20 protein-coding genes are annotated in these 19,566 nt (G+C 47.5%); 12 read left to right on the top strand and 8 right to left on the bottom strand.

What is annotated here, in order from left to right:
- Positions 1–2 precede the first annotated feature (2 nt).
- From K4H28_RS11100 to aroB, 4 genes are all read left to right on the top strand, one after another.
- Positions 3–506, top strand: a complete 504-nt coding sequence (locus tag K4H28_RS11100; protein WP_255573507.1) for a pilus assembly protein PilP — start codon at positions 3–5, stop codon at positions 504–506.
- Entirely contained in the window at positions 503–2,590 is a 2,088-nt protein-coding gene (locus K4H28_RS11095) for a type IV pilus secretin PilQ (protein WP_221005262.1), read from the top strand. The genes K4H28_RS11100 and K4H28_RS11095 overlap by 4 nt, the downstream gene beginning before the upstream one ends.
- A 67-nt stretch (positions 2,591–2,657) precedes the next feature.
- Entirely contained in the window at positions 2,658–3,173 is a 516-nt protein-coding gene (locus tag K4H28_RS11090) for a shikimate kinase (protein WP_255573506.1), read from the top strand.
- Positions 3,170–4,264 (top strand): 3-dehydroquinate synthase, encoded by a 1,095-nt coding sequence (gene aroB, locus K4H28_RS11085; protein WP_221005260.1) that lies wholly within the window; start codon positions 3,170–3,172, stop codon positions 4,262–4,264. Before K4H28_RS11090 ends, aroB begins: the two co-directional genes overlap by 4 nt.
- Here aroB and K4H28_RS11080 read toward each other — a convergent pair.
- On the bottom strand, positions 4,192–5,472 hold the full coding sequence (locus K4H28_RS11080) for a YihY family inner membrane protein (RefSeq protein WP_221005259.1): 1,281 nt from the start codon (positions 5,470–5,472) through the stop codon (positions 4,192–4,194). The two genes, aroB and K4H28_RS11080, sit on opposite strands and share 73 nt — an antisense overlap.
- Positions 5,473–5,492: 20 nt before the next feature.
- On the opposite strand from K4H28_RS11080, the gene wrbA reads away from it, so the two are divergent.
- Complete coding sequence (wrbA, locus tag K4H28_RS11075) at positions 5,493–6,095, top strand: NAD(P)H:quinone oxidoreductase (protein ID WP_221005258.1); 603 nt, start codon at positions 5,493–5,495, stop codon at positions 6,093–6,095.
- Complete coding sequence (locus K4H28_RS11070) at positions 6,092–6,478, top strand: DUF2069 domain-containing protein (protein ID WP_221005257.1); 387 nt, start codon at positions 6,092–6,094, stop codon at positions 6,476–6,478. The genes wrbA and K4H28_RS11070 overlap by 4 nt, the downstream gene beginning before the upstream one ends.
- Before the next feature lie 216 nt (positions 6,479–6,694).
- Here K4H28_RS11070 and K4H28_RS11065 read toward each other — a convergent pair whose 3' ends face one another.
- Together K4H28_RS11065 and pssA are read right to left on the bottom strand one after the other, a co-directional pair.
- Positions 6,695–8,503 carry a 2-isopropylmalate synthase gene (locus K4H28_RS11065; RefSeq protein ID WP_221005256.1) on the bottom strand — a complete coding sequence of 603 codons (1,809 nt, stop codon included), beginning with the start codon at positions 8,501–8,503 and terminating at the stop codon, positions 6,695–6,697.
- Positions 8,504–8,639: 136 nt separating this feature from the next.
- Positions 8,640–9,413: a CDP-diacylglycerol--serine O-phosphatidyltransferase gene (gene pssA, locus K4H28_RS11060; RefSeq protein WP_221005255.1), complete on the bottom strand. Its 774-nt coding sequence runs from the start codon at positions 9,411–9,413 to the stop codon at positions 8,640–8,642.
- 117 nt (positions 9,414–9,530) lie between these two features.
- On the opposite strand from pssA, the gene asd reads away from it, so the two are divergent.
- Both asd and K4H28_RS11050 read left to right on the top strand, forming a co-directional pair.
- The gene (asd, locus tag K4H28_RS11055; RefSeq protein ID WP_221005254.1) at positions 9,531–10,373 is read left to right on the top strand and encodes an archaetidylserine decarboxylase; all 843 of its coding nucleotides are present in this window, start codon (positions 9,531–9,533) and stop codon (positions 10,371–10,373) included.
- Positions 10,374–10,577: 204 nt separating this feature from the next.
- A complete protein-coding gene (locus K4H28_RS11050; RefSeq protein ID WP_221005253.1) occupies positions 10,578–11,057 on the top strand; it encodes a hypothetical protein in 480 nt (159 codons plus the stop codon).
- A 420-nt stretch (positions 11,058–11,477) separates the two neighbouring features.
- Here the strand turns inward: K4H28_RS11050 and ilvC are convergent, their stop codons facing one another.
- The 3 genes from ilvC to ilvB all read right to left on the bottom strand — a co-directional run bounded on the left by ilvC (position 11,478) and on the right by ilvB (position 14,829).
- Entirely contained in the window at positions 11,478–12,494 is a 1,017-nt protein-coding gene (gene ilvC, locus K4H28_RS11045; protein WP_221005252.1) for a ketol-acid reductoisomerase, read from the bottom strand.
- A 70-nt stretch (positions 12,495–12,564) separates the two neighbouring features.
- Positions 12,565–13,056: an acetolactate synthase small subunit gene (ilvN, locus tag K4H28_RS11040; protein WP_027468347.1), complete on the bottom strand. Its 492-nt coding sequence runs from the start codon at positions 13,054–13,056 to the stop codon at positions 12,565–12,567.
- A 12-nt stretch (positions 13,057–13,068) separates the two neighbouring features.
- The gene (gene ilvB, locus K4H28_RS11035) at positions 13,069–14,829 is read right to left on the bottom strand and encodes a biosynthetic-type acetolactate synthase large subunit (RefSeq protein ID WP_221005251.1); all 1,761 of its coding nucleotides are present in this window, start codon (positions 14,827–14,829) and stop codon (positions 13,069–13,071) included.
- 442 nt (positions 14,830–15,271) lie between these two features.
- Between ilvB and K4H28_RS11030 the strand changes: the two genes are divergently transcribed.
- The 4 genes from K4H28_RS11030 to K4H28_RS11015 are packed head-to-tail and all read left to right on the top strand — an operon-like array spanning position 15,272 to position 17,120.
- Positions 15,272–15,838: an RNA polymerase sigma factor gene (locus tag K4H28_RS11030; RefSeq protein ID WP_221005250.1), complete on the top strand. Its 567-nt coding sequence runs from the start codon at positions 15,272–15,274 to the stop codon at positions 15,836–15,838.
- Positions 15,835–16,161, top strand: a complete 327-nt coding sequence (locus K4H28_RS11025; protein WP_221005249.1) for a DUF3619 family protein — start codon at positions 15,835–15,837, stop codon at positions 16,159–16,161. The genes K4H28_RS11030 and K4H28_RS11025 overlap by 4 nt, the downstream gene beginning before the upstream one ends.
- Positions 16,161–16,547 carry a DUF3106 domain-containing protein gene (locus K4H28_RS11020; RefSeq protein WP_221005248.1) on the top strand — a complete coding sequence of 129 codons (387 nt, stop codon included), beginning with the start codon at positions 16,161–16,163 and terminating at the stop codon, positions 16,545–16,547. The genes K4H28_RS11025 and K4H28_RS11020 overlap by 1 nt, the downstream gene beginning before the upstream one ends.
- 12 nt (positions 16,548–16,559) lie before the next feature.
- Complete coding sequence (locus tag K4H28_RS11015; protein WP_221005247.1) at positions 16,560–17,120, top strand: RDD family protein; 561 nt, start codon at positions 16,560–16,562, stop codon at positions 17,118–17,120.
- A gap of 52 nt (positions 17,121–17,172) precedes the next feature.
- Here K4H28_RS11015 and lnt read toward each other — a convergent pair whose 3' ends face one another.
- Together lnt and K4H28_RS11005 are read right to left on the bottom strand one after the other, a co-directional pair.
- The gene (lnt, locus tag K4H28_RS11010) at positions 17,173–18,651 is read right to left on the bottom strand and encodes an apolipoprotein N-acyltransferase (protein ID WP_221005246.1); all 1,479 of its coding nucleotides are present in this window, start codon (positions 18,649–18,651) and stop codon (positions 17,173–17,175) included.
- A gap of 66 nt (positions 18,652–18,717) precedes the next feature.
- Positions 18,718–19,566 (bottom strand): CorC family transporter, encoded by an 849-nt coding sequence (locus tag K4H28_RS11005; protein WP_221005245.1) that lies wholly within the window; start codon positions 19,564–19,566, stop codon positions 18,718–18,720.

Raw genomic sequence — 19,566 nt, 5'->3', positions numbered from 1 at the left:
ACGTGTTGTTATTCACTGGTCTTACTGGCTGTTTTGGTGAAGAACACGGAGATTTGAAAGAGTGGATGACTGAAGAGTCAAAAGGCTTGCGAGGTAAGGTAGAGCCTTTGCCTGAAGCAAAAGTCTATGTTGCATTTCCATATAATGCATTTGAACTTCCTGATCCATTTCGTGCTAGTAAGATGGAACTGGCAAAGAAAGGAGGTGGAAGCGGGTTAGCCCCGAATACGAATCGAATTAAAGAAGTTTTAGAGAATTATGACCTTGAGAAGCTGCGTATGGTGGGTACTTTGCAGCAGGGAAAAATAGTACAGGCTCTAGTTCGAGCCCCGGACGGAAATCTATACCGTGTTAAACAGGGTAGCTATATGGGGCAAAACTTTGGGATGGTGACTCAAGTTTCAGAGACTGAAGTTACTTTAAAAGAAATTGTCGAAGATAGTGGTGGTGATTGGGTTGAGCGAACCACTAGTTTGAGCTTGGATGATGCGGAGCAGAAAAAATGAAAATCAAAAAATTCGTAACTCGTTTAAGCCAAGTTGCATTGAGTCTTTGGGTGCCTTTAGCTTTTGCGGCCGATGCTGCAAGTATAACTAATATTGAAGTCAGTACTGTGAGTGCTGACAAGCAAATAGTTAAGCTCACATTCAACGACGTACCACCGACGCCAACTAGTTTCTCTGTTAACACACCACCACGAATTGCATTTGATTTTGCAAACACTGCTAATCAGACAGGCAAAAATACAGTTCAGGTGAATGGTGCCGCTCTTCGTACCCTAAATGTTGCAGAAGGGACAGGTCGCACACGATTAGTCTTTAATTTGCAGAAGTTGGCTGGGTATGAAACCAAAGTTGATGGTAATTCTTTATTCATTACTGTTGATGCCGCTTCAACTGGTACTGGTAGTGCTGCTAGTAGTGCGCCTGCACAGAAAAACACTCAGTTTGCAGAGACGAAACCAAGTGGGAAGAGAGAAGGTATACAAAATATCGACTTTCGCCGTGGCTCCAGCGGCGAAGGTAAGGTCATTATCGATTTGACGAGCCCAAATGTGGGAATCGACATTCGTCAACAAGGTAAAAACTTGGTTGTTGAATTTCCGAAATCGGCGTTACCTAAAAATTTAGAGCGCCGACTTGATGTTACGGACTTTGGCACCCCTATTCAAAAAGTTGAAACTTTTGCACAGGGTGATTCAGTCAAGATGATGATTGAGCCTAAAGGAAACTGGGAGTACTCGGCTTACCAAACTGAAAATCGCTTTGTGGTTGAAGTTCGTGATGCGTCACAAAGTAAAGACAAAGTGGCGTCAAAAGCTAATTTTAAAGGCGAGAAGCTATCACTTAATTTTCAAAATGTTGAAGTAAGAACAGTTCTGCAAGTTATTGCTGAGTTTACTGGTATGAACATCATTACGAGTGACTCTGTCGGTGGCGCTTTGACATTGCGTTTGAAAGATGTTCCATGGGATCAAGCCTTGGATATTATCTTGCAAGCAAAAGGTTTGGATCAGCGTAAAACTGGCAATGTAATGTGGATTGCTCCGCGCGATGAACTTGCTGCTAAGGAAAAATCTGAGCTTGAAAGTCGTAAGCAAATTTCGGAGCTAGAGCCAACTCGCACTGAGTTCTTCCAGCTTAAATATCATAAAGCCGATGCACTGAAAGTTATTTTGAGTGATGAGAAGCAACGAATTTTATCTCCACGCGGCTCTGCGGTAATCGATCCACGTACTAATCAAGTTGTAGTTCAAGACATTCCTGCAAAACTTGAGCAAATCCGTGAATTGCTTGCAAAAATTGATATTCCTGTTCGGCAAGTTATGATTGAGTCACGGATTGTGGAGGCTGAAGATGGTTTTCAGCGTAATCTAGGTGTGAAATTAAGTGGTCTTTTTGCTAAAAATAATACCGCAATTGGTGGTGGTTTAACTACAAAAACATATACAAACTCTGATGGATCGACCGTACCAGGTCCTGCAATTTCGGGAGATAAGCCTTTACTTAACTTGCCTGCCGCCGGTATTGGTGGCTTTTCCCCTGGTTCTATAGCTATGCTTATTGCGGGCTCTGATGGTATTTTAGGTTTAGAGTTAAATGCGCTAGAACAGGATGGAAAACTAAAAATTATCTCTAGCCCACGATTGGTGACGGCGGATCAAGTTGAGGCTGTGATTGAAGATGGTCAAGAGATTCCTTACTCTAGTTCATCTCAAAATGGTGCCACGACAGTAGAGTTTAAAAAAGCAACTCTGTCATTGCGAGTCACACCACAAATAACGCCAGATGGCAGTGTTTTTATGGAAGTTCAGGTTAATAAAGATAGCCGTGGTGAAAATACCCTGAATGGCCCAGCAATTAACACCAAACAAATTAGGACTAAAGTGTTGGTCGAGAGCGGTGGTACTGTAGTAATTGGGGGTATTTACATTGAAGACAATAGTAATACGGTTACTCAAGTTCCATTACTTGGTGACGTTCCTTACTTAGGTAATTTATTCAAGAATAGGGCCGTCAATAAAGTTCGTCGTGAGTTGCTCATATTCTTGACCCCGCGTGTTTTGGAGTCTGATCTTACTCTGCGTTAATTATCGATTTGATGTTTCGCTCAACTCGCTAAGAAGTACATATTCAAGTAAAATGCCTGGCATGAGAATGCCAGGCAATTTTTATTTAGTCGGCCTAATGGGGGCTGGCAAGACGACCGTAGGGCGTGCCCTAGCGCGTGCGACCCAAAAAACTTTTTATGATTCTGATCATGATATCGAAGCCCGCACCGGTGCCAAGATTCATATGATTTTTGAGATCGAAGGTGAAAGTGGATTTCGTGAGCGTGAAGCTGAGTCGATTGCGGAGCTAACGCAATTGCAAGGTATCGTACTCGGAACCGGTGGTGGAGTTATTTTAAATCCAAATAATCGCAAACTATTGCGCCGTAATGGTTATGTGATTTATCTGCGCGCCAGCCCAGAAGAGCTATATTCCCGCACCTGCCACGATAAGAACCGACCCTTGTTACAGACGGCAGATCCGCTTGGCAAGCTCAGGGAGTTATATGAGATACGTGACCCACTTTATCGTGAGGTTGCAGACTTGGTCATTGATACCAGCCAGCAAACTGTAAATTCCCTATTGCAATTATTACTGAAAGAATTGGAACGCCAGCCATGAGCCGCATCGTAAACGTTGATATTGATCACGCGCCGTATTCAATTTTGATTGGTCAAGATTTATTACAGTCAGTCGCTAGCATTTTGCCTTTGTTGGCGCAAAAGCGGGTGGCTATTGTAACCAATGAGACGATTGCCCCTTTGTATTTAAGCCGTCTGGTGGGCTTGCTTGAGCAATCCGATGTAGAGTGCCAATCAATTGTGTTGCCTGATGGTGAGCAATTTAAAACGTGGGATAGTCTTAATCTCATTTTTGATGCGCTACTTACTGAGCGTGCAGAGCGTAAGACCACGTTGATTGCATTGGGTGGTGGTGTTATTGGTGATATGACTGGTTTTGCAGCTGCAGTCTATCAGCGCGGTGTCCCTTTTATTCAGATTCCAACTACTTTATTGGCACAGGTTGATTCTTCGGTTGGCGGTAAAACAGCAATCAATCATCCTCTGGGTAAGAATATGATTGGTGCGTTTTACCAGCCTAAGTTGGTGCTCGCTGATTTAAGTACGCTTGACACGCTGCCGCAACGTGAATTTTCTGCAGGTATGGCGGAAGTCATCAAGTACGGCTTAATTGATGATGTGGATTTCTTGGTTTGGCTTGAGCAAAATATTGTCGGCTTGATGGCGCGTGATAAAGAATTGATTGCTTATGCGGTTGAGCGCTGTTGTCAAAATAAGGCGCGTATTGTTGCTGCCGATGAAAAAGAAAATGGCCAACGTGCGCTACTTAATTTAGGTCATACGTTTGGCCATGCGATTGAGGCTGGTTTGGGTTATGGCACTTGGTTGCATGGTGAGGCGGTGGCTGCTGGCATGGTCTTAGCAGCTTATGCATCTCGCGCCTTAGGTCACTTGAATGATGGCGATATCGCTCGGGTGATTAGCCTTATTGAAAGTGCAGGTCTGCCAGTGGTTTCGCCAGCATTGGGGCACGATCGCTACAAGGCTTTGATGGCGCAAGATAAGAAAGTCGATGCTGGACGAATCAAATTTATTCTCTTGCGCGCTTTGGGTGAGGCTTATATCGGTGAGTTGCCTGAAGTAGCCATTGATGCTGCTTTGATTTCTGGTTGCGAAACGGATGCTAAATAATCGGCAAGACTAAGATTTAAGTTCGAACGGGCGGCTTCTAGGCGAGTTTCTAGGCCGCTCTCTACATCACTATTGAGTGGACTCACCACCAATTCAAAGACCGCCAGTAAGCTGATCAACTCAGCTGAGCTGGCCAATACCCATTCCCCGTCGCGCGTTGATTCGACCCATTGCTTGGTCGTCATCAGCTCAAGAATCTCTTGCGTTACATCGACGCCCAATTCAACTTTTCGACGTAATTGATTGATGTGCATCAGTTGCCCATTTTGATGCGCGGTCGCCAAAGCGGCTAAGATACGTACTGCTTGTTCAAAGCGCGTACCGTGGTGATTGTCCCAGCGCCAGCCGTTGCCGTACCAATATGAAAGTGTGGCTGAAAGTACTGCCCCGCCTAAAATAAGTACCCAGCACAAATACAACCAGATCAAGAAAATCGGAAAGCTAGCAAACGTACCGTAAACCAAGTTATAGGTGGTGAATTGTTTGATGTACAAGCCAAATAAAATTTTCATCAGCTCTAAACCCGCACTAACGAGTAGGGCTGCGGTTAGTGCATGAGAGCGTGGCACAAAGCAATTGGGTAGTGTGAGGTAGAGCAAGCTTAGCGTCACAAACATCAGCGAAAGCGATGAGATTTTTAAAAGTGGGAAATTCAGTCCACTTAGCCCCGCATTTTGGGATATCCAACTGGTCGCTGAAAGGCTCAAACCGATGAGTAGCGGCGCCAGGGTGAGCGTGGCCCAGTAAGTCATTGTGCGGGATAGTAATTTTCTAGGCCGTTTGACGCGCCAAATGGTGTTGAACGTTTTTTCGATGGTAAACATCATCAGTAGTGCTGTGGCCAGCAAACCAATCATGCCCATGGTGGTGAGGCTATCGGCGTTGTCGGCAAATTGGCGCATATAGACACCAATCACTTTTCCAGAGGCATCGGGAACCAGATTGTTCAGAATAAAGCCGCGAAAGCGACTTACATTGATGCCAAACATCGGAAAGGCTGAAACGAGTGTCAGTGCGATGGTAAAAAGCGGTACAACAGCCAGTAATGTCGTAAAGGTCAAGCTGCCTGCCGTTTCTAAGCAGCGATCATTGATTAACCGGCGGCCTACGAATCGAGAAAAACCACTAACTCGGGCTAGAAGCGGAAATGTGCAGGCAAAATTCATAGTGAGCCACGGTGACATGCGAATCCCATTATAATAGCGCATCTTGAAAGTGAGCCTGCACAATGACTGAAATTCTTGTTTTGTATTACTCGACTCATGGCGCTACGCGGCAAATGGCGCAGTTAATTGGTCGTGGTATCGAGTCTACTTCTGGCTGCACGGCACGCTTGCGTACGGTGCCACGCATCTCTACGGTGTGTGAGGCGACTGAGTCTGATGTGCCGGAAGCTGGTGCACCCTATGTATCCCTCGCTGATTTGCAAGAGTGTGATGGCTTGGTGCTGGGTAGTCCGACCCGCTTTGGCAATATGGCTGCGCCAATGAAGTATTTTTGGGATTCGACCATTGCGGATTGGCTCAAGGGCACTTTGATTGGTAAGCCAGCATCTGTGTTTACAAGTTCAGGTACATTGCATGGGGGTAATGAATCGACATTAATTACGATGATGTTGCCCTTGCTGCACCATGGCATGATTATTGTGGGTACTCCCTATTCAGAAACTGCTTTGATGTCGACTACAACAGGCGGTACGCCGTACGGTACGAGTCATTGGGCGGGTGCTGAGTCCAATCAGCCAATTTCAGATGCCGAACGCCAACTCTGCTTAGCACAAGGGCGCCGGATTGCTGAAATCGCCATCAAGCTTAAAGGGGAGGCCGCATGAAGTTGAGCCCTGCTAACTTGCCCTTGCTGCAAAAGATAACTGTTTCTGCCGTAGTCGCAATGATCTTTTTGGTCTTAGCTTGGGAATTGTGGTTGGACCCGGTCGGTGGATCACCTTCTTGGGTGGTATTAAAAGCTTTTATATTGATGTTACCCTTGCGCGGCTTATTGTATGGTCGCCGTTATACCTACCAGTGGTACACGATGTTTGTGCTGCTGTTTTTTATGGAAGGGGTGATGCGGGCATGGGGTGATAAAGGTATTTCACAAATGCTGGCGAGTGTGCAGGTGGCATTGACCGTAATCAGTTTTGTGTCGGCAACCCTATATGCTAAATATTCACGCCCGAGTATGCTTGACGAGTTTAATTCAAAAGAGCAATAGGGTATTTGCTTGTGGCTATTACAGGGTAATGTCTGCGGTCATATACTCTAGAAATGAACAAAGCCCCGCTGGATAAGCGGGGCTTTGTATTTTTACGGTCGGTTTCTAGTTATTCTCGCTTAGGTTCACGAGCTACTTGGCTTGAGCACTGCAGTTTGTGGCAGCAGCCTCACGAGTCAAAATGGTGGTATTGACTCGCTCCGTGATCGCAAAGCTTTAAACCGGTTGCGGGTGTACGCGGCTGATATTGTTGTGAATTTTGTTGAGCGCTGAAATATAAGCTTTCGCGCTGGCTACAATAATGTCGGTATCGGCACCTTGGCCGTTGACGATTTTGGCGTCTTTCATCAATCGCACCGTCACTTCACCTTGGCTGTCGGTGCCTGAGGTGATTGCATTCACTGAATACAATTGCAATTCAGCTCCGCTATTAAAGAGTGACTCAATAGCTTTGAATGTGGCATCTACAGTGCCATCACCCAAGGCGGTCGCGCGGCGTTCAACACCGGCTTCGCTGACTACTAAATCCGCACTTGGCGTTTCGCCGGTTTCCGACACCACTTTCAGTGAAATCAACTTGATGTGTTCTTGCTCGATAGTAATCAACTCATCAGAAACCAAGGCGTGCAAGTCTTCGTCAAAAATTTCACGTTTTTTATCAGCCAAAGTTTTAAAACGCGCAAATGCGGCGTTCAAAGCTTCTTCTGATTGCAACTCAATGCCAATCTCAAGCAATTTGGTCTTAAATGCGTTGCGGCCCGACAATTTACCCAAGCTCAAGCGATTGGTGCTCCAGCCAACTGATTCCGCGCTCATGATTTCGTAGGTTTCGCGGCATTTCAAAATGCCGTCTTGGTGGATGCCCGATTCATGTGCAAATGCATTCGCGCCGACAATCGCTTTATTTGGCTGAACTGGGTAGCCGGTAATGGTCGATACCAATTTGCTGGTGGGTACGATTTGCGTGGCATCTATGCCGCATTCCACGCCAAATACATCGCGGCGGGTGCGAGTGGCCATCACGATTTCTTCGAGCGCTGCATTACCTGCACGTTCGCCCAAGCCATTAATCGTGCATTCCACTTGGCGTGCGCCGCCCAAAACAGCAGCCAATGAATTGGCAACAGCCATCCCCAAATCATTGTGGCAATGTGCGGACCAGATGACTTTGTCGCCGCCTTTGGTTTTTGAAATCAATTCGCGGAAAAACGCTTCGGTGCGTTGTGGCACAGCGTAACCTACGGTGTCTGGCACATTCAAGGTGGTCGCGCCCGCTTCAATCACCGCGCTAAAAATGCGCGCTAAAAAGTCGATGTCGCTGCGCAATGCGTCTTCAGCCGAAAATTCAACGTCGTTGGTGTATTCCAACGCCATTTTGACTGCTTTGACTGCGGCATCAACGACTTGATCCGGCGTCATGCGCAATTTGTGTTCCATGTGAATCGGGCTGGTCGCGATAAAAGTATGAATGCGGCCGCGTTTTGCGTCTTTGATAGCTTCACCAGCAGCGCGCACATCACGCTCATTCGCGCGCGCCAAAGAACAGACGGTACTGTGCTCGATGATGCTGGCGATAGTTTTGATCGCGTCAGCATCGCCTGGGCTGGCTGCAGCAAAACCAGCCTCAATCACGTCAACACCCAAGCGCTCCAATTGTCGTGCAATCCGAATTTTTTCTTCTTTGGTCATCGACGCGCCCGGCGATTGTTCGCCATCACGCAATGTTGTATCAAAAATAACCAAACGATTGCTGCTATTACTCATGGTGCTCATGGTGTTCTCCTTAATCTGATTCGGTGCGGATTGCGCACTCGTCATATAGTTTTGGATATTAAAACTACGGCCTTGGCTGTTGGCCAATTGAGCCAGCTTGTCCACTTGGGTGAGTGGCAAACTGCCGCGTTCACGCCATTTATAAATCGCAGCTCGGGAGACTGGGTCAGCTGGAAATGCAGCATTAAGCTGATCTGCCAGTGTACTTGGGCCACCAAAATCAGCGATTAGACGGTCAATGTCTAATGACACAGTATTCCCCTTCGCATTAATGACTTTAGATTAAATATTATTGGACTTGATGTCAAACATTTAGACGAAAAAATAGCGCCAATATCATATTTGGCGCTATTTTTTATGTCTGAAAAGTATTGTTTGGACTAAATGTCTAATTTGTCTTGGGTTTCCGCAGTATCGTCCAGAACCAGTACAGATAGCCAGAGGCTGCATAGCAGATGAAAAAGCTAAACAAAACTAAGGCAGGCCGCGATGCGCCGATCAGTAAGACCAGTGTCGCAATCAATAACGTCACAAACGGGACTGTTTTACGCATATGCAGCTCTTTAAAACTCCAGAACGGCACGTTCGACACCATCGTGAGACCTGCAAAGAGCGTAAAAAACATCGCGGCGTAGGGGATTAACTCGGCGAGTGGCGCAAGGTCTTCGTGGTATTCAATATTAATCCAAACCAATCCTGCGACGAGTGCGGCAGCGGCTGGGCTGGGTAAGCCCTGAAAAAAGCGTTTATCAACCGTTTCAATATTGGTGTTAAAACGCGCTAAGCGTAGCGCCGCGCCAGCACAATAAATAAATGCCACCGCCCAGCCTAGCTTACCAAAGCCCGATAATCCCCATGAATACATAATCAGCGCGGGTGCAACGCCAAACGACACCATATCGGACAAACTATCAAATTGCGCGCCAAATTCAGATTGCGTATGTGTCATTCGTGCGACGCGGCCGTCGAGCCCGTCTAAGATCATAGCGGCAAAAATCGCTAGTGCGGCGTGTTCAAATTTGCCATTCATCGCTTGGACGATGGCATAAAAGCCGGAAAAAAGAGCTGCGAGCGTAAATAGATTGGGCAGTAGATAAATGCTTTGCCGGCGCAAGGTTTGTGCGCGGTTCAATGGTGGTTTTGTGTACGGCGATTGCGGCATGAAAACCTCTATATATCCTTGCGTATGAGTCGACATTGTAACTGAGGCATCGTCGCATCGGTAGCGCATCGCCGGATACGCTATAATTCGCGCTCTTTTTGGATTTTGGGGACTTGCGTGTCCGATCGTCTTTTTGTGATGTTGCAGTATGTCATTCCAAAGTTGCTATTGACGCAACTGATGGGTTTTTTGGCTGGTTTACGCGCAGGAAAGCTGACGACTTCAGTGATTCGGGGTTTTGTCGCCAAGTATCAAGTGAATATGGCGGAAGCCGCCAATCCGGATATTGCCGCCTATCCCACTTTTAATGAATTTTTTACGCGCCCGCTCAAAGCGGACGCTCGCCCGATCGCCAATGCGGAGCTGATCTGTACTGTTGATGGCGCGATTAGCCAGTTTGGTCCGATTGAAAAAGACCAAATTTATCAAGCCAAAGGCAAATATTTCACCACTAAAGCCTTGCTCGGTGGCGATGCCGCGCTGGCGAAAAAGTTTGAAAATGGCCTGTTTGCGACGATCTATCTGAGCCCGAAAGACTACCACCGCATCCACATGCCATGCCGTGGCCGCTTACTGGAAATGACCTATGTGCCGGGTGAATTGTTTTCGGTTAACCCTGCTACTGCGCGTGGTGTTGATGCGCTATTTGCGCGCAATGAGCGCGTGGTGTGCGTGTTTGAGAACGATAAAGGTCAACCCTTCGTACAAGTGCTTGTTGGCGCGACGATTGTTGGTAGCATGGCCACCACATGGCATGGCGTCGTCAATCCGCCGCGTAGCAATGCAGTGTGGACGAAAGATTATCGCGATCAACAAATCATCTTGGAGCAGGGCGCCGAAATGGGCCGCTTTTTACTCGGCTCAACCGTGGTGCTGCTGTTTCCTGAAGGTGATTTGGAATTTAATTCCGATTGGAAAGCGGGGCATGGCGTGCGGTTGGGTGAGGTGATGGCTGATTAATGTGTGGGTATATCTATGTAGTTATTATCTTAAAATATCTACGCTTATATACCCTATGTAATGACTGAAAAGTGTGATTTGATGTGTGCTGTGTTGGCTTTAATGCGCTTTGCTTGTTCGCGCCCTACGATCTTGCGACTGACGAGTTGGTTAAATTAGAGCTGATCGAGTCGATTTACTTGATATTTAATTAAGGAGACTTCTTTGTCGAATGAAGAATATCAACGTTTGAAAGTCTTTTTCTCCTGTTTTGTTGACTGGTTTATTCCCGAAGAGCACAAAAGCAAAAATCCAGAAGATCATCCTTCTGTTTTTCTTAGAAATTTAGAACTGACATCAATGCCTAATGCAAAAAAAGGTCTGCAGATGGCGATTAACGATATTGTTGAAATGAGTTCTGAATGGAGAGCGGATCAAGTCTCTGCTGCGGATGCTAGGTTTTTATCGCAAGAAACTTTTACATTGAGTGCAGTTAGGTATCGATTCTCGAAGAGGTTTCAGCAAATCTCTAAGCGCGGAGTGATACGTAATCAAATGGAATACTATTTGATCAAAGGAATTGTCGACGGTTCTTTAAGTAAAAATTCTGTAGAAAATTTAAAGTTGGCAGATATGCTTTTAGTTTTTGAAGAAAGTGCAAAGTACGTAGGTACGAGCGCCACGTTATCAAATGCAACAGATTGAACAGAGTTTTGGTAACCAGCCAGGGTATCGATGTTCTACTTCAAAAGCATTTTTCTGCGACTCTGCCGTGAAAATAAATGAGATGCCGCAGTTTTTGCAAAAGCATCGAATTCCTTCGTAGTGATTTGCATTTTCATCATAATGACCAAGATATGTTGGTTTATGCCACTTCGAGCGATCAATTTTTGGAGGTTGCTCCATATGTTTTCCTTCGCATTAGCTTCACCGACTATCGCATAATATTTGAATCAGAAAGAGTTAGTTCGATATTTATATGTAAAAAAACCGGCGCAAAGCCGGTTTTTTTTATTAACTATGTTTCGTCTGCGAAATGCAGTAGGGCGAGAAGCTAGGCTCGACGTGTACGAGTAGTACACGAGAGCCGCAGCGACAAAGCCCTAATGCATTGCAGCGACGAAATTAGTTTTTAGTTTGGTCAACGATCTTGTTCGCTTGAATCCAAGGCATCATCGCGCGCAATTTGTTACCTACTACTTCAATGCCGTGCGCTGCGTTGTTGCGGCGAGCTGCAGTCATTGATGCGTAGTTCGTTTGGCCTTCCAAGATGAATTGTTTCGCGTATTCGCCAGACTGAATGTTTTTCAGTGCTTGACGCATTGCTTTGCGAGACTCTTCGTTGATAACTTGTGGTCCAGTTACGTATTCGCCGTATTCAGCGTTGTTAGAAATTGAGTAGTTCATGTTCGCGATACCGCCTTCGAACATCAAATCAACGATCAATTTCAATTCGTGCAAGCACTCAAAGTAAGCCATTTCTGGTTCGTAACCAGCTTCAACCAAAGTTTCGAAGCCCATTTTCACCAATTCAACTGCGCCGCCACACAATACAGCTTGTTCGCCGAACAAGTCAGTTTCAGTTTCGTCTTTGAATGAAGTTTCGATGATACCAGTGCGGCCGCCGCCCACGCCTGAAGCGTAAGACATTGCGATTTCAAGCGCTTTGCCTGAAGCATTTTGGTAAACAGCGATCAAATCAGGAACGCCGCCGCCGCGTACGAATTCTGAACGTACGGTGTGGCCTGGTGCTTTTGGCGCGATCATGATGACGTCGAGGTCTTTACGTGGCACAACTTGGTTGTAATGAATAGCGAAGCCGTGAGCGAAAGCGAGTGTTGCGCCTTGCTTGATGTTTGGTTCGATTTCGTCTTTGTACAATTTTGATTGGAATTCATCCGGAGTCAAAATCATCACAACGTCTGCGCCAGCAACTGCAGTTGCAACGTCAGTTACTTTCAAGCCGTGTGCTTGGGCTTTAGCAACAGTGGCAGAACCAGTGCGCAAACCAACAGTTACATCAACGCCTGAATCTTGCAAGTTGCAAGCGTGTGCGTGGCCTTGTGAGCCGTAACCGATGATGGCTACTTTTTTAGATTTGATGATGTTTAAGTCGCAATCTTTATCGTAAGAAACTTTCATTTTATTTCCTTGGTTAAATGGGTATTGGTTTGTAGGCTTTAGCTGTAAATGTATACAGCTAAATACCTTGTTATAGTTTCAAAATTCGTTCGCCACGGCCAATGCCAGAGGCACCGGTGCGGACGGTTTCTAAAATCGCTGATTGATCAAGCGCGCTGATGAAAGCGCTGAGCTTTTCACCGGTGCCAGTCAGTTCAATCGTGTAGGTTTTTTCAGTCACGTCAATGATACGCCCACGGAAAATATCCGCCATGCGTTTCATTTCGTCGCGATCTTTACCCGTCGCACGCACTTTAATGAGCATCAGTTCACGCTCAATGTGATCAGCCTCGTTCAGGTCGATCACTTTAACCACTTCGATCAGCTTGTTGAGCTGCTTGGTGATTTGTTCGATCACATCTTCCGAGCCATGCGTGACAATCGTCATGCGGCTCATGGTTGGATCTTCGGTGGTTTGCACCGTTAGTGAATCAATATTGTAGCCACGAGCGGAAAACAGCCCCGTTACGCGCGATAGCGCACCGGCTTCGTTTTCAATGAGGACAGATAAAATATGGCGCATGTTCATCTCTCCTTAGCAAAGATTGCCGTAATCACGGTTGTTTTCAAATGGGGTGAGCTGCATCGATTGCATATGCGGCGGTAAATCCATTTGGTCTAGGCCTTTCCCATTTTGAATCATCGGGAATACGTTGGCTTTTGGATTAGTGAGGAAATCCATAAAGACCAAACGCTCTTTCATCGCAAACGCTTCGCGCAATGCCGGCTCAACATCCGCTGGTTTGGTGATTTGCATACCAACGTGACCGTAGGCTTCTGCCAATTTTACAAAGTCAGGCAATGCATCAACATAGGATTCTGAATAGCGAGTGCCATAGAAGAACTCTTGCCATTGGCGAACCATGCCGAGATAACCATTATTCAAGTTAATGATTTTCACTGGCGTGTGGTATTGCTTGCACGTCGACAATTCTTGGATATTCATCTGAATTGAGCCGTCGCCGGTAATACATGCCACCGTTGCATCTGGATTAGCCAATTGCGCGCCCATTGCCGCAGGCAAACCAAAGCCCATCGTTCCCAAGCCACCAGAATTAATCCATTGGCGTGGACGATTGAATGCGTAGTATTGCGCCGTGTACATTTGATGCTGGCCAACGTCCGAAGTGATGATGGCATCGCCACCGGTCACTTCGTAGAGTTTTTCCATCACAAATTGCGGCTGAATGATTTCGTTGTCTTGTGGATACCACAAGCTTTTCGGTGCACGCCATTCGTTGATTTGATCCCACCACGCAGCCAACGCTTTTTCGCTTGGCTTAGCGTTGGTTTCTTTTAGAACCGCGATCAGGTCTTTCAATACGTCTTTAACGTCGCCCACAATAGGCACATCGACTTTAACGCGTTTAGCGATCGAAGATGGATCGATGTCGATTTGTACGATGCGTTTGCTTTGCGACAAGAATTGTTTTGGATTCGAAATCACGCGGTCGTCAAAACGTGCGCCAATCGCGATAATCGTATCGGCATATTGCATCGCCATATTGGCTTCGTACGTGCCATGCATGCCGAGCATGCCGACGAACAGTGGATCCGAGCCTGGATAAGCACCCAAACCCATCAGCGTATTGGTACATGGCAAGTTGAGCATGCGAACCAATTCAGTCACTTCGGCTGCTGCATTGCCTAATACCGCGCCACCGCCAACATAAATAAATGGGCGTTTGGCTTCAGCGAGCATTTGAGCCGCTTTTTTGATTTGGCCTGGATGACCTTTCACTGGCGGGTTGTAGCTGCGAATTGAAACTGATTTTGGATATTCAAACGTAAATTTGGCTTGTGTTACGTCTTTTGGCACATCAATTACAACAGGACCAGGGCGGCCAGTGGTTGCAATATGGAAGGCTTTTTTGATCGTCGTCGCAAGGTCTTTTACGTCTTTGACCAAGAAGTTGTGCTTCACGATTGGGCGTGAGCAGCCCACCATGTCGACTTCTTGGAATGCATCGGAGCCAATTGAAGGCGTGCCAACTTGACCCGAAATCACCACCATCGGGATCGAGTCCATAAACGCAGTAGCAATGCCAGTTAAAGCATTGGTTGCGCCTGGGCCAGAAGTTACTAAAGCGACACCGATTTTTTCGGAAGAGCGCGAGTAAGCATCAGCGGCATGGACTGCAGCTTGTTCGTGACGAACGAGAACGTGTTTGAATTTATTTTGTTTGAAAATCGCATCATAGATTTCCAAAACGGCGCCACCGGGATAGCCGAATACGAACTCGACATTTTCTTCGGCAAGACAGCGCGCGAGAATTTCTGCGCCCGAAATCTGCATGGGTTTATCCTGAGTCAATAGTTGATCGGTTGGTGCAAGCTGCGTGTAGCAGCAGGCGACTACTGGCGTTGGCTCAGTAGTGAACACCGCACGGGTAGGCGCTTTGGCCTACCTCCTCCTGTGGGTGTTTTTATTAACTGGATGTTCCGCCGTCTACTGGCTTTTGGCCATTTAAGACGAATTGCGCTTTGCATGCGGTTTATCTCAGTGCCCCTGCCGTCTGTTTTAAACGACCGGTCGCTATAGTGACTTTTGTGTAGGGGGTTAAAGGTAAACGATGAACCTTATTTTGGCAAGTTTTTCTAGCTGATAATTTAGGTACTGTCGTCGAGTTTTTCCGCAAAACTCATGACGACAGCACCTAGAGCTTTTGTTAGTATCAATCCCCTGTTTTTGCTCATTTTTTGCATCTATTTTTATTTGCGTGCAATTTGGAGGCCGTTTGGCAAGTTCGCAGCAATTGAATGACTTCTTGGCGCGGGTGGAACGCCGAGCTTGGCGGCAAGCGCAGTACGCGGTGCGCGATAATGAGCATGCGCTGGATATTGTGCAGGATGCGATGCTCAAACTGGCGACACGCTATGCCGATAAGCCCGAGGCCGAATGGCCGATGTTGTTTCAAACCATTTTACAAAACACGATTCGTGACTTTCAGCGGCGCGCCAAGTTACGCAACTTTTGGGTGTCTTTGTATTCTAAATTTGCGGGCAATACAGCTGAAGATGAACTGGACGCCGATCCACTTAATCATCTGCCACACATCAGCCCATCAAATCCGAGCGCCGAAGACGAGGTCGATCAGCAGCAAAAAATGGCCTTAATCGAAACTGGCCTCACTTTATTACCTGCCCGTCAACGAGAAGCCTTTCTGCTGCGTTATTGGGAAGAGCTTGATGTGGCAGAGACTGCGCAGGTGATGGGGTGTTCAGAAGGCAGTGTCAAAACACATTGTTCCCGCGCTTGTCATACCTTGGCCGACTGGCTAAAAGAAAGGGGAGTTACCCTATGAATGAAGATCAAATTGGCCGCATGAGCCAGCAAGTCGCCGATGCAGCGGTGCCTGATACGGTGCAAGTCCGTTTGCGACAAGCTCGGCAAGCTGCGGTTGCGCAAACCACAAGCTCAAAAAAATCACCGATTGGTATTTTGGCGATGGTTTGCAGCCATCCAAAATTTGCCTTGGCAAGTTTGGCCGTATTTTTACTGATGGGTGTTGCTGTGATTCAGCAGCAGCAAAATCAACGCGACGTGGCCATTGATATTGCCCTGTTAAGTAGTGACGTGCCGATGGAGCTTTTGCTTGAATCGGCCATGCTGGATGCGAGTGAATAATGCAGCGAATCTGTCATCTTTTTTTTGCATTATTGCTGATGTGGGCTGGAGTGCTACATGCCGCCAACGGCGTGCAGTGGAGCTCATTAACGTCCGCGCAGCGTGAAGTATTGGCACCGATGGCGAGCCAATGGGGAACTTTGCCTGTCGAGGATCAGCATCACTTTTCAGCGATGGCGGCGCGGTTGCCCAATATGCCAGCGGAAAAACAAGCTAGAATGCGCGAGCGATTGAATCGCTGGGCCGCATGGACGCCCGAGCAAAGGGAAAAAGCGCGCGAGAATTATCGCCGTCTGCAAGCCATGCCAGTTGAAGAGCGAAAACAGTGGTTGCAAAAAATGCATCACAGACATAAAGCCAGTCGTATCCATTCGATAGAACCTTGAGTTGCCATCACCATGACACAAAATCAATATCCCGCCGCCGGCCTGATCCGCCGTGTGGTGTCGTTTTTGTATGAAATATTATTGCTGACGGCCTTATTGCTGATTGCTGAGGGTGTGTTTCAGGGCGTGTTTCAAATCGTTTCCGGTTTAAGCGTGACGCAATTGACCGATTATCCGTGGATCGGCGTCGTTAACTTTTTCTGGTTGCTGATCGTTACGTTGCTGTATTTCGGCTGGTGCTGGATGCGCGGCGGGCAAACGCTGGCGATGAAAACATGGCGCAGTCGTTTACTGATGCAAGATGGAACGAGCTTGACGCGTAAGGCGGTGTTGATTCGCTTTTCAGTCGCAAGCCTATGTTATGCCCCGTTGTTGCCCGTTTATTTATTAGCGCGTAAGCAGGCCGAATATCAGCCGCTGATGTGGGTATCGTTGGTGCTGTTTGTACTGCCTTTGCTATGGGCTTTGTTTGATCGCGATAAGCAATTCATTCACGATCGTTTGGCTAAAACACGGATGGTATTTTTCCCGAAGGAAGTACCTTCTAAACATGCAAAGCCTGAAAATGAGTAGTGGGTATTTATCTCAATGCATTGATAGATAATGCATTTGTGATTATACCTATCTAGTTTGTTTCAGATTGCTTGCGGCGCTTCACAATCCCTGCCGCCAGCAATATGCCGAATAGCAAGCCAATTACGGGCTTATCCCCCGCCCATTGATACGGCGTTGTGCCTTGCATGTGGCGCACTTCGCCTTCCAGAATGCCGGTTTGCTCTGGCGCAAGCATGGCGACAAACTGCCCTTTTGGGTTGATGATTGCGGTTTTGCCAGTGTTGGTGGCTCGGATTAAGTAGCGGCCATTTTCTAGTGCGCGGGCGCGCGCCATTTGCGCGTGTTGCTCTGCTGCCCACGAGCCATCAAACCACGCCATATTGGTGAAATTAGCCAGCAACGTGGCATTGGCGGCATTGACGCGGATTTCATCACCAAAGACGTCCTCGTAACACACATTCGCCGCCACTTTCCCGCCCACAATATCAAATGGCACTTGCGCCAGTGGTGCACGCTGAAAGCCGCTGAGCGGCATATCGAGCACTTTATAAATGCTGCCAAACAGCCACGGCAGTGGAATGTACTCACCAAATGGCACCAAATGCGATTTACCGTAGGGCGTTGCTTCGGGCTGGGCGAGGTTTACCACTGAATTGTAATAATGCTGCGGATTTTCGCCTTGCGTTGCGACGCCGAGTAGTAGCGTTGCCGATTTGGCTGCGGCCGCCACACGTAACTCTTCGATATACCAAGCGGGGATATCTTTGAAGAATGACGGAATCGCCGTTTCCGGCATTAAAATTAATTGACCTTTGGCTTGCTGGGTGAGCTTGAGATAGTTTTCCAAACTCTGCATATAAAACGCCGAGTTCCATTTCATGCTTTGCTGGATATTGCCTTGTAAGACGCTGACCTTGACTGGTTCACCCATCGGCTGAGTCCACGTAATTTGGCTGAGCAAACTGCTGGTGCTGAGTACGGCAATCGCAAGGCCAACAGCAAAGCGCTTGTCGACTAAAAACACGCTGACGCATAAGGCGACTAACCAACCGACGCCATAAGTGCCTATGATTGGGTATAGGCCGCCCAGCCAATCAATCTGAGCGCTACCAATCGATGCCCATGGGAAACCAGTAAATAACCAGCCGCGTAGCCATTCAGTCAAAAGAAACAGTGTTGGGGCAAGTAGTGTGAAACGCCATTTTTCAGGGCAGGGCAGTCGCCAAGTGAGCCAGCCAGCCAGCATAGGGAATAGTGCTAAGTAGGCGGCGAACAAGAAAACGGCCGCGCCAGCCAATGGCGCTGGCATATTGCCATGGGTATGTAGACTGATGTAAATCCAGCTGGCGTTGCCAATGAAATACCCCAGTCCCCAAACAAAACTCGGCAGTAGTGCCCGTCGCGCAGAACCCGCTTGTTGCCAGCCGTAGAATAAGACCCACAGGGAAATGAGGATCACCCACGCTTGCGATAGCGGGGCAAACGCAGTAACGGCGGCTGTGCCACTCAGAAATTGAAGGAGTAATGCGGTAGGGCGATTAAGTGTCATCGATTGGCTTTGGGCGGGAAGGGGCGATGAATCAGTGGAATCAACAGATTCATCGCCAGCAAGGCACTAAGCCTCGTGATTGTCTGTGATTTTTTCGAGCAAAATGGAATGCACGCGGCGGCTATCGGCGCGCAGAATTAGGCAGCGATAGCCATAGCAGTCGACACTTTCGCCGCGTTTCGGTACGTGGCCAAAGCAATCCATCATCACGCCGGCTAAGGTGTCAAACTCATCGGTAGGGAAGTGGCTGCCGATAGTTTCGTTCAGATCGCTAATTTCAGTGACACCTTTGACGCGCCAGTGACCTTTACGATCTTGCACCATATTGTCTTCGTCTTCATCCTCATCGTATTCATCTTCGATGTCGCCGACGATTTGTTCCATCACGTCTTCAATCGTCACCAAGCCCGCAACACCGCCGTATTCATCGACGACAATCGCCATGTGATTGCGATTATTACGAAAGTCTTTGAGCAAGACATTCAGACGTTTGGCTTCGGGAATATAGACGGCAGGGCGCAGCATATCGCGCACATTGAATTCGCTGTCATTTGCGTAGTAGCGCAGCAAATCTTTGGCTAGCAAAACGCCCAGCACATGATCTTTGCTGCCATCAATCACTGGAAACCGTGAGTGAGCTGTTTCAATGACATAGGGGATAAATTCGGCGGGGGAATCGTTGATGTCGATGACATCCATTTGCGAGCGCGGCACCATCACATCGCGCACTTGCATATCGCCGACATTGAGCACGCCTTCGATCATACCGAGCGCATCGGCATCGAGAAGTTGGCGCTCGAACGCCGAATGTAGAATTTCAACCAGTTCGCCGCGGTTTTCCGGCTCCCGTAACAGGAAGTGAGTCAGTCTTTCTAGCAGGCTAGGTTTATGACTCGGGGACGGAACGTCGTCCAT

This window comes from Deefgea tanakiae (assembly GCF_019665765.1).
GTDB lineage: Bacteria > Pseudomonadota > Gammaproteobacteria > Burkholderiales > Chitinibacteraceae > Deefgea > Deefgea tanakiae.
The sequence above is the reverse complement of the archived record's forward strand: the minus strand, read 5'-3'. Positions and strand labels throughout refer to the sequence as shown.